The sequence below is a fragment of the Pseudomonas petrae genome (assembly GCF_021728295.1).
Taxonomy (GTDB): Bacteria; Pseudomonadota; Gammaproteobacteria; order Pseudomonadales; family Pseudomonadaceae; genus Aquipseudomonas; species Aquipseudomonas petrae.
The window spans coordinates 115,671-128,771 of sequence record NZ_JAKJXE010000012.1 but is presented as its reverse complement, the minus strand read 5'-3'; the positions used below and the strand labels follow the sequence as shown (position 1 = coordinate 128,771).

Sequence of the window (13,101 nt, the reverse complement as noted above, 5' to 3'; positions counted from 1 at the left end):
ACGAGGCCGTCCGCATTGCGATGCATCCATGCCCGGTTGGGCGGAAGTGGATTTACAGGAAGCGACGTAGCATACATGAGGCTACCAAGCCGAGGGAAACCCTGATTGCGTGCTCAAGACTCGGCATCTGCGGCATCCGCCGTTGGTCGCGGCATCGCGCCGGTTTTTGCAGTGGCGCTAAGCTCATTGACGGGGGTAAGTGTTTATCTTCAGTGAGGTGAGCGGATGGCAGAGCTGCAGCATGAAGTAGAGCAACCTGATGTGTATGACCGTTTGATCGATCGTCTCGGCCTGGCTCTGGACACAGCAAAAACAGCGGTGCGGCTTCGAAACGAATCCCCCGCCGAGCTTGAGTTGCGTGGATTGAGTCACGCCGAGTTTCAGTTGATCGAGGCTTATCTGGGCAGAACCGAAGTCGTTTCCAGAGAAGATTCTCCGATCGTCACGAGGGGAAGTTCCAGCACCTCACGGGAGCCTTCCGAGTCGATGCGAGCGCCGCATCCTCAAGCCAATGTCATCTGGCTCAAGGATCAGCGCCGAGCCAAGGTGTCGGCAAAGTTGAGTCGCTACAGTTCCACCAAACATTTCAAGCGTTAACTTCTGCGGGGGCTAACCCCGGCCAATCGAGCATTGCTGCTTAGCGTCATTGCTTCTAGGCTTCGGGCATCTTTGGAGATGCCCGATGCCCTTTCGTTATTTCATCAAAAACCTGCTGCTGCCTCCGGGCCTTTTCCTGCTGTTGTTAGTGCTGGCCTGGTGGTTGAGAAATCGCCGGCCGGTGTTGGCGCGGGTGCTGTTCCTGCTGGGCGTTGGCGGGATGACAGCGATGAGTTTGCCCATTGTGGTGGAGTGGTCGGCGAAGGGCATCGAGCGCATTCCGCCGCTGCCGCAGAACGAGTGGTCAACACTGGCCCAGCATGCGGACGCGATCGTGATTCTGGGGTCGGGCCGCGAGCGCAACGACCCGAGCTGGGGCACTGACATCCCCACGGGCGTTGCGCTGGAGCGCATGAGGTATGCCGCGCGTTTGTCCAAGGCGTCCGGTTTGCCGATCCTCACCACGGGCGGGCTGCATTACGGCGAGCCGCCGAGTGAGGCGGCGATCATGGCCGACTCCCTGCGTGACGACTTTGGCGTGAATGTCCGTTGGCAGGAAGGGGAAAGCCGCACGACCTGGGAAAACGCCAACATGACGGCTGCGATTTTATTGCCGCAGGGCATCAAGCGTGTGGTCGTGGTAACCCAAGCCTGGCACATGCCGCGTTCGGTGTGGAGTTTCGAGAAGGCCGGATTCAGTGTGGTTTCGGCGCCTGTGGGATTCCTGAGCGTGGACAACGCCCGCCCGTTCGGAGGCTGGACGCCTGAGGCGAGGGCCGTGTGGCAGAGCGGTCAATTGATCAACGAAGCGGCGGGGTTGGTGGGGTATCGGTTGTTTTACCGATGACCTGAGCAGCAGGCGCTTGTTCGGACCGGTGAGTCCTAATTGCGGGGGCGCGTGCAGTCAGCGGAGCTGGCTGTGGCCTAATTGTGGGACCGGCTTCAGCCGGGAAGGCGTCAGGTGTCAAACCGCAGATTGAGGGTGCTCCCACCGCCCTCTTCCCGGCTGAAGCCGGTCCCACTAACAGACGCATGCAGTCAGTGAGACCGGCGCGGCCCAATTATGGGAGCGCGTGCAGTCAGCGGAGCTGGCTGTGGCCTAATTGTGGGACCGGCTTCAGCCGGGAAGGCGTCAGGTTTCACACTGCAAATCTGATGGTGCGCAAACTGGCCTTTTCCCGGGGACGTATCATCTACCAGAAATCTCCCGATACCCACTCGCTGTATGTAAAACGGTTCACTGCTTTTACTGTTCGCCTTCACAACGAGGGAGAGCGGCGAAATGTATGGAAGCAAACATGAACGGTCTTTGCGTATCGGTCGATATTCCCAACAGGGAAACGTCTATCTCGTAACCTCTGTGGTGAAGGATCGCGCCCCTCTGTTCGGTGATGCTCAGATAGGCCGCCTGGTGGTTCAGGAAATGAAACGTTTGCACGACTCAGGCGTTGTGCACTCATTCGCCTGGGTGCTTATGCCTGATCATCTGCATTGGCTGTTTGAACTCAAGTCAGGATCACTGCCTGCGCTCATGCAAGCGCTGAAGGGCAGAACCGCTTTCGCAGTGAACAAGGCACATGGCGCAAAAAAAATGACATGGCAGAAGGGTTATCACGATCACGGGGTCAGGGCCGATGAGGACCTCGTTGAAATGGCTCGCTATGTCATTAACAACCCAATCCGGGCAGGGCTAGTGATGCACCGGGGGGACTATCCACTGTGGGACTGCGAATGGATGCTTGAGTGGGATTGCCTTTAGCTGTCCCACTGACACACCGAGTGCTCTTAGTGGGACCGGCTTTAGCCGGGAAGGCGTCAGGTGTCACGCCGCAAATCTGATGGTGTGCAAAGTGGCCTCTTCCCGGCTGAAGCCGGTCCCACTAACTAGACCGCATGCATTCAGTCAGGCTGGTGCTGCTCAATGGTGGGACCTTACTAAGTCAGCGGGACTGGCTGCGATTTATTGTGGGACCGGCTTTAGCCGGGAAGGCGTCAGGTGTCACGCCGCAAATCTGATGGTGTGCAAAGTGGCCTCTTCCCGGCTGAAGCCGGTCCCACTAACTAGACCGCATGCATTCAGTCAGGCTGGTGCTGCTCAATGGTGGGACCTTACTAAGTCAGCGGGACTGGCTGCGATTTATTGTGGGACCGGCTTTAGCCGGGAAGGTGTCGGGTGTCACACCGCATATTTGACGGTGTTCATGCGGGCCTCTTCCCGGCTGAAGCCGGTCCCACTAACTAGACCGCATGCATTTAGTCAGGCTGGTGCTGCCCAATGGTGGGACCTTACTAAGTCAGCGGGACTGGCTGTGATTTATTGTGGGACCGGCTTTAGCCGGGAAGGCGTCGGGTGTCACACCGCATATTTGACGGTGTTCATGCGGGCCTCTTCCCGGCTGAAGCCGGTCCCACTAATAGACCGTGTGCATTTAGTCAGGCTGGTGCTGCCCAATGGTGGGACCTTACTAAGTCAGCGGGACTGGCTGCGATTTATTGTGGGACCGGCTTTAGCCGGGAAGGCGTCGGGTGTCACACCGCATATTTGACGGTGTTCATGCGGGCCTCTTCCCGGCTGAAGCCGGTCCCACTAATAGACTGCATACATTCAGTCAGGCTGGTGCGGCCCAATTGTCGGATCGTCCGCAGTCAGCGAGACCGGCTGTGGTCCCGCTATCACACCGCCTTCGCCATCCTGCCCGCAAAGAACGCCCAGCCGATCAGTAGCAGCGACAGCACGATCAACGGCCATGAGCGCCAGTGCAGATACGGCGTGAGGTTTTGCATCGGGGTGACTTCGCCGTACATCACGGCGCGCTCGAATTGCGGCACGGTGGTGGTGATTTCGCCAAACGGGTCGATCAGCGCGCTGACGCCGTTGTTGGTGGCGCGGATCATCCAGCGCCCGGCTTCCAGCGCGCGCATCTGCGCCATCTGCAAATGCTGCAGCGGGCCGATCGAGGTGCCGAACCACGTGTCATTGCTGACCGTCAGCAGCAAATCGCTTTGCGCGGCGAGCCCGGCGGCGAATTCCGGATACACCACTTCATAACAAATGAACGGCGCAATCTCATAACCCTTCGCCTGCAACAGCGCTTGCCCGGACGGCCCGCGCGCGAAATCGGACATCGGCAGGTTAAAGAATGTAATCAGCCCACGCAGCAGGTCCTGCAACGGCACGTACTCACCAAACGGCACCAGCTTCTGCTTCAGGTAAGTGCCGTCGCCTTCGCCCGTCACGGTAATGGCGTTGTAGTAACGGTATTCACCATGGGTGCCTTTTTCACGCAGCGGCACACCGGTGATCAGCGCCGAATCGCGCTCGGCAGCAAACTTGCCCATCACCGACAGGTAACCTTCAACCGACTCCTTGAGCACCGGCACCGCCGTTTCCGGCCAGATGATCAGGTCCGCTTTTTTCGAGGTGAAAGTCATGTCCCGGTACAGCGCGAGTTGCGCGTTGAGCGCCGCTGGGTCCCACTTCATGCTCTGCTCGACGTTGCCCTGCATGGCCGCGACGCTCAGCGGCTTACCGGCAGGCTCGGTCCAGGCGTGATTTTTCAGCGCCAGCCCGGCAACCCACGGCGCCAGCAGCAACACAATGCCAGCCGCCAACTTCGGCGCGCGCGTCCGTAAACGGGGCAGATTGCACAGCAACGCAGCACTTAGCGCGAGCACAAAGGAGATCAGCCACATGCCGCCCAGTGGCGCGAGCCCTTTAAGGGGGCCGTCCAATTGGCTGTAGCCGGAATAGAGCCAGGGGAAGCCGGTGAGGAACCAGCCGCGAAACATCTCCTGGCCGAACCACAAGGCGGCAAAGGCCAGTGAGTCGGCCAGCGGGGCTTCGTTGCGACGGATCCAGCGCGCCCAGATCCAAGCCGGCAGGGCGAAGAAAAACGCCACCGCCGCGCAGAACAGCACCATCAGGAATGCCGCCAGCCACACCGGCGCCTCGCCATAAGTGTGGATGCTGACGTAAATCCAGCTGGTGCCGCCGCCGAACAGGCCAAACCCGTAGGACCAGCCGCGCCAGAGAGCCTGACGCGGCGTGAGATCGCGCAGGCCGAGATAGAAAACCACCAGCGCCACAATCGCCAGCGGCCAGATATCGAACGGTGCCAGGGCCAGGGTAATCAACGCGCCGGCCACCATGGCCAGCAGGTTACCGGGCCAGCCGGGGCGGGTGATCCAACGCATTTACATTCCTTAAAACGGGTAGGGCATTACGTGCGGTTGATCGGGCTCAGGCGCAGCAAGTGAATACGACGGCTGTCGGCATTCAGGATGCGGAAACGGTACGCGCCGATTTCGGTGATTTCATTACGCTTGGGCAGATGCCCGAACGCATTCATCACCAGACCGCCGACGGTGTCGAATTCGTCATCGGAGAACCCACTGTCGAAAAACTCGTTGAAGCTCTCGATCGGGGTCAGCGCCTTGACCAGGAAGTCGCCACTGGGCAGCGGCTTGATGTAGCTGTCTTCCTCGACGTCATGCTCGTCTTCGATGTCGCCGACGATTTGCTCGAGCACGTCTTCGATGGTCACCAGCCCCGCTACGCCGCCGTATTCGTCGATGACGATGGCCATGTGATTGTGGTTGGCGCGGAATTCCCGCAACAGCACGTTCAGGCGCTTGGATTCAGGGACGAAGGTCGCCGGGCGCAGCAGGCTTTTCACGTCGCCGCTGCCACCGTCTTCCTTGAGAATCAGCGGCAGCAGGTCCTTGGCGAGCAATACGCCCAGCACGTCATCGTGGCTTTCGCCGATGACCGGGTAGCGCGAGTGCGCCGAGTCGATCACAGCCGGCAGGAATTCGCGTGGGGTCTGGCTGGCCTTGATGCTGACCATCTGCGAACGCGGCACCATGATGTCGCGGACCTGCAGGTCCGCGACCTGAATGGCGCCTTCGACGATGGCCAGCGCTTCGCTGTCCAGCAGCTTGTTCTGATGGGCTTCGCGCAGCAGCTCCAATAGCTCCTGGCGGTTTTTCGGCTCATGGGCAAATGCCTGGGTCAGTTTGCCCAACCATGACTTTTGCCCGTTGCTCGATCGGTCTTCGCTCATAGCCCTTACTCGTGGTCCTTGGCTGATGTTTCTAAATGGGGTGTGTCGGAATTCGATGCGTCTGAATGGGACGCTTCTGTATGGAGGGCGTCGGCGGATTCGTCGTCGGCGTAGGGGTCCGGATAGCCAAGCTCTGCAAGCAACTCCCGTTCCAGCGCTTCCATCTCTTCGGCTTCGTCATCATCGATGTGATCGTAGCCCAACAGATGCAGACAGCCGTGAATCACCAGATGGGCCCAATGGGCATCCAGTGACTTGCCCTGTTCAGCGGCTTCACGGGTGACGACAGACACGCAGATGACCAGATCCCCCAGCAGCGGAATGTCCAGCAGCTCGTCCGGGACGTCGGCAGGAAACGACAGCACGTTGGTGGCGTAATCCTTGTGCCGCCACGTGTTGTTCAGCTCTCGACCTTCGGCTTCGTCGACGAGGCGAATCGTCAGTTCCGAATCAGCCGAACGCTGGCGCAGGCCCATTTCACACCAGAGGCGGAACTGGGCTTCGCTCGGGGCGCTGGCCTGACTCGCAAGTTGCAGATCCAGCTCAAGCATCGCGGCGAGTATCCCGTGAGCCCTGGGGAACAGCCGGGTTGTCGTTGCGTTCTTCGTAGCGCTCGTAGGCTTCGACGATGCGCTGCACCAGTGGATGGCGCACGACGTCCTTGGGCTTGAAGTGGGTGAAGCTGATGCCCGGCACGTCCTTGAGCACTTCGATGACGTGGTTCAATCCGGATTTCGTGCCCTTGGGCAGGTCGATCTGGGTGACGTCACCCGTGATCACGGCCGTGGAGCCAAAGCCGATACGGGTCAGGAACATTTTCATCTGCTCGACGGTGGTGTTCTGACTCTCGTCGAGAATGATGAAGCTGTTATTAAGGGTACGACCGCGCATGTACGCCAGCGGCGCGACTTCGATCACCTGCTTCTCGATCAGCTTGGCGACGTATTCGAAGCCGAGCATTTCGTACAGCGCGTCATACAGCGGGCGCAGATACGGGTCGATTTTCTGGGACAGGTCGCCGGGCAGGAAGCCGAGCTTTTCGCCCGCTTCTACGGCAGGACGCACCAGCAGGATGCGGCGGATGGTCTCGCGTTCAAGCGCATCGACCGCAGCAGCCACCGCCAGGTAGGTCTTGCCGGTGCCGGCCGGGCCGATGCCGAAGTTGATGTCGTTAGCGAGGATTTCCTTTACGTACCGCTGCTGATTCAAGCCGCGCGGGCGAATCATGCCTTTCTTGGTACGCAGAGCAACGCCGACTTCGGCAGCAGGGTGGTTATCCAGCTCTTCGACGCCGGATTCCTGCAGGAACAGATGAACCATGTCCGGGGACAGCTCGGTCGCTTTCGTTTCCCGATACAGCCGGCGCAACAGGTTCTCTGCCGAGGTGGTTTGTTTGCGCTCGCCGATCATCTCGAACTGGCCTCCGCGATTGCGGATCTCGATGTCCAGGCGCTGTTCGATCAAGCGCAGATGCTCGTCGAATTGCCCGCACAGATTGGCGAAGCGGTGAGCCTCGATAGGTTCGAGGCTGAAGCGATGTGGTTCGATAGGTGCGTTCAAAGTGGTTTTGGGCCGCCCGACGGCAATGTGAAGTGACGTGAAGGATAACCCCTGCAGGCAGTGTCCGGAAGGGCTCACTCACGAATGGATAAATGAGCTGCGCAGACGCCCGGCAGGGCGCCCTTCAACAGACAGCCCGCCGGGCCCGCGAGCTGAATCGCGCGCCGGTGCAGCCGACGTATGGCGGCTGTCCGGCACCTGGTTCACCGCCCGGGCCTGCACACAAACATCATGCGTGGCGATTACATTGGGGCACTTTGGACTATTGCAACAACGACCCGCGCAGCGAATGGGGTTGGGCGCTGTCGATGTAGACGTCGGTGAACTGGCCGATCAGTCGGGGGTTGTCGCAGCGGAAATTGACGATTCGATTGTTCTCGGTACGGCCCTGTAATTCGCCGGGGTCCTTCTTCGAATAATCGGTCACCAGAATTCGCTGCACGGTGCCGGCCATCTTGCGGCTGATATCCAGGCCCTGGCGGTTGATCAGGTCCTGCAGCTGTTTCAGGCGTTCTTTCTTCACTTCGTCCGACGTGTCGTCGGGCAGATCGGCGGCCGGTGTGCCGGGGCGTGCGCTGTAAACGAAGGAGTAAGAGAAGTCCATGCCGACGTCTTCCACCAGCTTCATGGTTTGCAGGTGATCCTTCTCGGTTTCGCCCGGGAAGCCTACGATGAAGTCGGAGCTGATGCAGATGTCCGGCACCGCCGCACGCAGCTTGCGCAGGCGCGACTTGTATTCGAGCACCGTGTGATTGCGTTTCATGGCCGCGAGAATCCGGTCGGAACCTGATTGCACGGGCAAGTGCAGATGCTTCACCAGTTCCGGCACTTCGGCGTGGGCCTGAATGAGGCTGTCGGAGAACTCCAGCGGGTGCGAAGTGGTGTAGCGAATGCGGTCGATGCCGTCGATGGCCGCGACGACGCGGATCAGTTCGGCCAGATCAGCGAGACGCCCGTCGTGGGTCGTGCCGCGATAGCCGTTGACGTTCTGGCCCAGCAAGGTCACTTCACGCACGCCGTTCTCGGCCAGATGAAGCACCTCGTTGATGACGTCGTCGAACGGCCTGCTGACTTCTTCACCACGGGTGTAAGGCACCACGCAGAACGTGCAGTACTTGCTGCAGCCTTCCATCACTGACACGTAAGCGCTCGGGCCATCGACACGCGGCTCGGGCAGGTGGTCGAATTTTTCGATTTCGGGGAACGAGACATCGACCTGCGGCAGGCGAGTGATGCGCGCCGCGTCGACCATTTCCGGCAAGCGGTGCAGGGTCTGCGGGCCGAACACCACGTCGACGTACGGCGCGCGATCACGGATCGCCGCGCCTTCCTGACTCGCCACGCAGCCACCGACGGCGATGACCATTTCAGGGTTTGCCAGCTTCAATTCGCGCCAGCGGCCAAGCTGGGAGTACACCCGGTCCTGCGCCCGCTCGCGGATCGAACAGGTGTTGAGCAGGATGACGTCAGCGTCTTCCGCCCGTGCGGTGACTTCCAGTGCTTGATGTTCGCCCAGCAGATCGACCATGCGCGAGCTGTCGTACTCGTTCATCTGGCAACCGTGGGTTTCGATGTAAAGCTTCTTGGTCATGCGGGGTTCATCAGGTGATTCAAAGAACCGCGCATTATAGGGATGCGGGCCCCGGCTTCCTAGCGTCGTCTAACCAGCGGCATGCTATAGTTCGCGCCCTTTTCAAAACGCTGATCACTGCCTGCCTGTTATGACCAAACGCGAAGCTCCAATCTACAAGGTGATTTTTCTCAACCAGGGACAGGTGTTCGAGATGTACGCCAAACAGATCTATCAGAGTGATCTGTGGAGTTTTCTGGAAGTGGAAGAATTCGTCTTCGGCGAGCGCACCACCGTCGTGGTCGACCCCAGCGAAGAGAAGCTCAAGGCGCAGTTCGATGGCGTAGTGCGCAGCTTTGTGCCGATGCACTCGATCGTGCGGATCGATGAAGTGGAGCGGATGGGCACAGCGAAGATCACCGAGGCGCGTCACACCGGCAACGTCATGCCGTTTCCGATGCCGATGCCGGACAAGTAATCCAGATCAAGGCTTGTCGCTGTCGGCGGGGAAGGGTGCAAACGGTGTGCGTCCTTCCGCGGTTTGCAGCTCCAGCAGGTATTTGCGGAAGATCTGCCCGAGCACTTGCGTGGCCACTTCGAGATCCTCGCGCTTCATCTGTGCGGACACTTCGTCAGCCTGATCCAGCGCATCTTCCGAACCGTTGACCGCGGCCATCTTCAGCACGATATACGCCTGAATGTTGTTGGCCTGCACCCCTTCGCCACGAAAGAACATCAAGCCCAGTTGGTACTGCGCCTGGGCATGCCCCTGCAACGAAGCTTTTTCGAAATAGTTGAGTGCCTGAGGCAAGTCACGTGGCGTACTTTTGCCCCCGTAATAGAACTCCCCCAACTCGTATTGCGCCTGCGCATCCCCATCCTGAGCCGCCTGCTGACAAGCGGACAACGCTGCTGGCAGGTTGTCTGGCTGGGTATCGAGGGTGCAACGACCCACCGCCGGGATTAACAACGAGTTGCCACCTGCATTAGCCAGCAGGGGATGAAGAAGCAACAGGCAGCCCAATGCAAGGGTGCGGCCGGTGCGATTCATGGAAGTCGACTTACCTCTGAAAAAGGTGCGGGCATGCCCGTCCAGCGAAACGTGCTGGCTGCGCATTATGAAATAAGCGAGGGCAACCTTACAAAGTCTTTACTGATTTTCTGCTGCGCGGGCGTGATTGGCCTGAATTCAGGGAGGTTGGCCGATGGCGAACAAACCTGTAGGAGCGCGCTTGCCCGTGATTGCGGCGGGTCAGTGCCGCAAACATCGCCTGACGCCTCGCGTTCGCCAGCAAGCCGGCTCCTACGGATTGAGTGGCGGGCGCAGCTCTCGCTTTTGTAGGAGCCGGCTTGCTGGCGAACCCGGTGGAATTGGCGAGGTGATGCCCGGGCGGAATCCGTTCCGCCCGGTCTTCCTGTTATTTCAGTTGGGCGAACGCCTTTTCTGCCGCATCCAGCGTCTGCTGCAACTCCGCGTCACCGTGGGCGATTGAGGTGAAGCCGGCTTCGAACGCGCTTGGCGCCAGGTACACGCCGCCTTCCAGCATCAGATGGAAGAACTGCTTGAAGCGATTGGCGTCGCTGGTCATTACGTCCTGGAAGGTGACGATTTCTTTGGCGTCGCTGAAGTACAGGCCGAACATGCCGCCCGCCTGGGTGGTCACGAACGGGATGCCGGCGGCGTCGGCGCGCTGTTGCAGGCCTTCCAGCAGGCGCGTGGTGAAAGCGCTCAGTTCGTCGTGGAAACCCGGGCGGCTGATCAGGCGCAGGGTGGTCAGACCCGCCGCCATTGCCAGCGGGTTACCCGACAGCGTGCCGGCCTGATACACCGGGCCCAGCGGCGCGATGTGCGACATGATTTCGCGCTTGCCACCGAAACAGCCGACCGGCATGCCACCGCCGATGATCTTGCCGAAGGTGCTCAGGTCCGGCTTCACGCCGTAGTACGCCTGCGCGCCACCGAGGGCGACGCGGAAACCGGTCATCACTTCGTCGAAAATCAGCAGCACGCCGTGCTCGTCGCAGGCCTCGCGCAGGCCTTGCAGGAAACCCGGTGCAGGCGGCACGCAGTTCATGTTGCCGGCCACCGGCTCGACGATGATGCAGGCCACTTCCTGGCCGACGTCAGCGAGCATCGTTTTGACCGCGTCGATATCGTTGAACGGCAGGGTCAGCGTGTGCTTGGCGAATGCCGCCGGTACGCCGGGCGAACTCGGCACGCCCAAGGTCAGCGCCCCCGAACCGGCTTTCACCAGTAGGCTGTCGGAGTGGCCGTGGTAGCAGCCTTCGAATTTGATAATGCTGTCCCGGCCGGTAAAACCGCGGGCCAGACGGATCGCGCTCATGGTCGCTTCGGTGCCGGAACTGACCATGCGCACCATCTCCATCGACGGCACGATGGAGCAGACCAGATCGGCCATCTCGGTTTCCATTGCGGTCGGCGCGCCATACGACAGACCGTGCTCCAGCTGCTTGCGCACGGCATCCAGCACGTCTGGATGGCTGTGGCCCAGAATCATCGGGCCCCACGAGCCGACGTAATCGACGTAACGCTTGTCGTCTTCATCGGTGACGTAGGCCCCGACCGCGTGTTTGAAGAACAAGGGCGTGCCACCGACGCTTTTGAAGGCGCGGACCGGCGAGTTGACGCCGCCGGGGATGTGTTTCTGGGCGTCGGCGAAAAGGGTTTCAGAACGGGACATGATGAGGTCTCTGTTTGAATCGGGAATGAATGAGTGCGCAACCGGCCTGACGCAGAATCAGGCGGGCTTGAACAAATCGTTGAAAGCCTGGGCGCGGCGGGTGACTTCCTGAGTGGTTTCAGCGCCGAACAGGCCGTGCACGACGGCCAGGAGATCAGCGCCGTGGGCCACCAGCGGCGCTGCGTTTTCCAGGGTAATGCCGCCAATCACCGCGATGGGCAGATTGATGCGCTTGCGCGCCTGGCTGAGGAGGTCGAGGCTGCACGTCGGCGCGCCGGGTTTGGTCTGGGAATTGAAAAAGCGTCCGAAGGCGACGTAGGTGGCGCCGTCGGCCTTGGCCTTGTCGGCCAGCTCCAGCTGCGCGTGGCAGGTCGCGCCGACAATGGCTTTGTGACCTAGCAGAGCGCGGGCGTCCGGCAGCGAGCCGTCGGTTTGCCCCAGATGCACGCCAACGCCCAGCCGCGCAGCCACTTCGGCGTCGTCGTTGATGATCAGGCGGGTCTTGTAGCGCTCGCACAGCTTGAGCAGCGCCGAGGCCTCGCGCAGGCGGCGGGTCTCGTCACCGGATTTGTCGCGGTATTGCAGCAGGGTCACGCCGCCATCAAGGGCGGCCTCGACGTAAGACAGGAATTTGCCAGCCAACAGCTGGCTGTCGGTCACGGCATACAAGCCACGTAATCTCATCAAGGTGCCTCTTTTCGTGGCGTTACGAGCAGAAATCCAGCGGCAGGCGGCGCGGAACAAATTGTCCCCGGCCCAGCTGTTCGGCATCGCGCAGCGTGCGCCAAGTGTAGTCCAGCGCCATTTGCACCGCGCCGATCAGGTCCTGACCCAGCGCCAGTCTTCCCGCCAGTGCGCTGGCCAGTGTGCAGCCGGAGCCGTGATAGCTGCCCGGCAGGCGCTGACAGGTAAAGGTGCGTGACTGCCCGCCGCGGATATACAGGCGGTTGTGAACTTCGTGCTCATCGCCATGACCGCCGGTGATCAGCAGGTGCTCACAGAACGGCAGCAGCTTCTCGGCACATTCATCGGCGGTGCCTTCGGGCAGTTCGGCGAGAATGCGCGCTTCCGGCAGGTTCGGCGTGGCGATGGTGGCCAGTGGGAGCAGACGCTCGCGCATCGCATAACCCACTTCGTCCTTGCCCAGCCGACCCCCGCCACCGGCGCGCAACACCGGATCGCAAACCATTGGCAGGTGCGGATGCGCCGCCAGCAGTTCGACGACGGTGTCGACCATCTCCAGCGAACCCAACATGCCCAGCTTCACTGCAGCGACGGTGGAATCGTTGAGCACGGCATTGGCTTGCGCCAGCACCCACTCGCGATCCAGCACGCGAAAGTCAGTGACATTCACGGTGTCCTGAACGGTCAGGGCGGTGACTGCGGGAGCGGCGTGGCAACCCTGAGCAAGCAGGGCTTCGATATCTGCCTGCAAGCCGGCGCCGCCACTGGGGTCGTGGCCGGAGAGACAGAGGACAACAGGGCGGGAGCTATAGATATTCATGGTGCGCGAGCTTACCACTAAAGTTTTTGCCAGTGGGACCGGCTAAAGCCAGTCCCACAGGTGAACGCGGTGTTTTTAGTAGGACCGGCTTCAGCCGGGAAGAGG

General features: G+C 60.7%; 13 protein-coding genes. 4 read left to right on the top strand and 9 right to left on the bottom strand.

Annotation, left to right across the window (positions count from 1 at the left end; all coding sequences use genetic code 11):
• Window positions 1-225: 225 nt before the first annotated feature.
• From L4G42_RS20340 to L4G42_RS20330, 3 genes are all read left to right on the top strand, one after another.
• Window positions 226-597, top strand: a complete 372-nt coding sequence (locus tag L4G42_RS20340) for a hypothetical protein (protein WP_237259840.1) — start codon at window positions 226-228, stop codon at window positions 595-597.
• An 85-nt stretch (window positions 598-682) separates the two neighbouring features.
• Window positions 683-1,444: a YdcF family protein gene (locus L4G42_RS20335; protein ID WP_237259841.1), complete on the top strand. Its 762-nt coding sequence runs from the start codon at window positions 683-685 to the stop codon at window positions 1,442-1,444.
• A 435-nt stretch (window positions 1,445-1,879) separates the two neighbouring features.
• A complete protein-coding gene (locus L4G42_RS20330) occupies window positions 1,880-2,356 on the top strand; it encodes an REP-associated tyrosine transposase (protein WP_237254952.1) in 477 nt (158 codons plus the stop codon).
• Window positions 2,357-3,270: 914 nt separating this feature from the next.
• Here the strand turns inward: L4G42_RS20330 and lnt are convergent.
• From lnt to miaB, 5 genes are all read right to left on the bottom strand, one after another.
• Complete coding sequence (gene lnt / locus L4G42_RS20325; RefSeq protein ID WP_237254953.1) at window positions 3,271-4,791, bottom strand: apolipoprotein N-acyltransferase; 1,521 nt, start codon at window positions 4,789-4,791, stop codon at window positions 3,271-3,273.
• A 26-nt stretch (window positions 4,792-4,817) separates the two neighbouring features.
• Entirely contained in the window at window positions 4,818-5,660 is an 843-nt protein-coding gene (locus L4G42_RS20320; RefSeq protein WP_237254954.1) for an HlyC/CorC family transporter, read from the bottom strand.
• Between the two features lie 5 nt (window positions 5,661-5,665).
• Window positions 5,666-6,211 carry an rRNA maturation RNase YbeY gene (gene ybeY / locus L4G42_RS20315; protein ID WP_237259846.1) on the bottom strand — a complete coding sequence of 182 codons (546 nt, stop codon included), beginning with the start codon at window positions 6,209-6,211 and terminating at the stop codon, window positions 5,666-5,668.
• Window positions 6,204-7,220, bottom strand: a complete 1,017-nt coding sequence (locus tag L4G42_RS20310) for a PhoH family protein (RefSeq protein ID WP_237259847.1) — start codon at window positions 7,218-7,220, stop codon at window positions 6,204-6,206. Before L4G42_RS20310 ends, ybeY begins: the two co-directional genes overlap by 8 nt.
• A 262-nt stretch (window positions 7,221-7,482) precedes the next feature.
• Window positions 7,483-8,811, bottom strand: coding sequence for a tRNA (N6-isopentenyl adenosine(37)-C2)-methylthiotransferase MiaB (gene miaB / locus L4G42_RS20305; protein WP_237259848.1), 1,329 nt, complete (start codon window positions 8,809-8,811; stop codon window positions 7,483-7,485).
• Between the two features lie 130 nt (window positions 8,812-8,941).
• Here miaB and L4G42_RS20300 point away from each other — a divergent pair, with 130 nt between their 5' ends.
• Window positions 8,942-9,268, top strand: coding sequence for a DUF1820 family protein (locus L4G42_RS20300; RefSeq protein WP_237261154.1), 327 nt, complete (start codon window positions 8,942-8,944; stop codon window positions 9,266-9,268).
• 6 nt (window positions 9,269-9,274) lie between these two features.
• Here L4G42_RS20300 and L4G42_RS20295 read toward each other — a convergent pair whose 3' ends face one another.
• From L4G42_RS20295 to L4G42_RS20280, 4 genes are all read right to left on the bottom strand, one after another.
• Window positions 9,275-9,841, bottom strand: coding sequence for a tetratricopeptide repeat protein (locus L4G42_RS20295; RefSeq protein ID WP_237259849.1), 567 nt, complete (start codon window positions 9,839-9,841; stop codon window positions 9,275-9,277).
• Between the two features lie 367 nt (window positions 9,842-10,208).
• Window positions 10,209-11,492 carry a glutamate-1-semialdehyde 2,1-aminomutase gene (gene hemL, locus L4G42_RS20290; protein WP_237259850.1) on the bottom strand — a complete coding sequence of 428 codons (1,284 nt, stop codon included), beginning with the start codon at window positions 11,490-11,492 and terminating at the stop codon, window positions 10,209-10,211.
• Window positions 11,493-11,549: 57 nt separating this feature from the next.
• A complete protein-coding gene (gene thiE, locus L4G42_RS20285) occupies window positions 11,550-12,176 on the bottom strand; it encodes a thiamine phosphate synthase (protein WP_237259851.1) in 627 nt (208 codons plus the stop codon).
• A 22-nt stretch (window positions 12,177-12,198) separates the two neighbouring features.
• Window positions 12,199-12,996 (bottom strand): hydroxymethylpyrimidine/phosphomethylpyrimidine kinase, encoded by a 798-nt coding sequence (locus L4G42_RS20280; protein ID WP_237255039.1) that lies wholly within the window; start codon window positions 12,994-12,996, stop codon window positions 12,199-12,201.
• Window positions 12,997-13,101 lie beyond the last annotated feature (105 nt).

Coding starts and splice junctions, on each gene's coding strand:
- L4G42_RS20330 (WP_237254952.1), top strand. CDS start 1,880: ATGTATGGAAGCAAACATGAACGGTCTTTGCGTATCGGTCGATATTCC.
- hemL (WP_237259850.1), bottom strand. CDS start 11,492: ATGTCCCGTTCTGAAACCCTTTTCGCCGACGCCCAGAAACACATCCCC.
- L4G42_RS20280 (WP_237255039.1), bottom strand. CDS start 12,996: ATGAATATCTATAGCTCCCGCCCTGTTGTCCTCTGTCTCTCCGGCCAC.
- L4G42_RS20335 (WP_237259841.1), top strand. CDS start 683: ATGCCCTTTCGTTATTTCATCAAAAACCTGCTGCTGCCTCCGGGCCTT.
- lnt (WP_237254953.1), bottom strand. CDS start 4,791: ATGCGTTGGATCACCCGCCCCGGCTGGCCCGGTAACCTGCTGGCCATG.
- L4G42_RS20320 (WP_237254954.1), bottom strand. CDS start 5,660: ATGAGCGAAGACCGATCGAGCAACGGGCAAAAGTCATGGTTGGGCAAA.
- thiE (WP_237259851.1), bottom strand. CDS start 12,176: ATGAGATTACGTGGCTTGTATGCCGTGACCGACAGCCAGCTGTTGGCT.
- L4G42_RS20340 (WP_237259840.1), top strand. CDS start 226: ATGGCAGAGCTGCAGCATGAAGTAGAGCAACCTGATGTGTATGACCGT.
- L4G42_RS20295 (WP_237259849.1), bottom strand. CDS start 9,841: ATGAATCGCACCGGCCGCACCCTTGCATTGGGCTGCCTGTTGCTTCTT.
- ybeY (WP_237259846.1), bottom strand. CDS start 6,211: ATGCTTGAGCTGGATCTGCAACTTGCGAGTCAGGCCAGCGCCCCGAGC.
- miaB (WP_237259848.1), bottom strand. CDS start 8,811: ATGACCAAGAAGCTTTACATCGAAACCCACGGTTGCCAGATGAACGAG.
- L4G42_RS20300 (WP_237261154.1), top strand. CDS start 8,942: ATGACCAAACGCGAAGCTCCAATCTACAAGGTGATTTTTCTCAACCAG.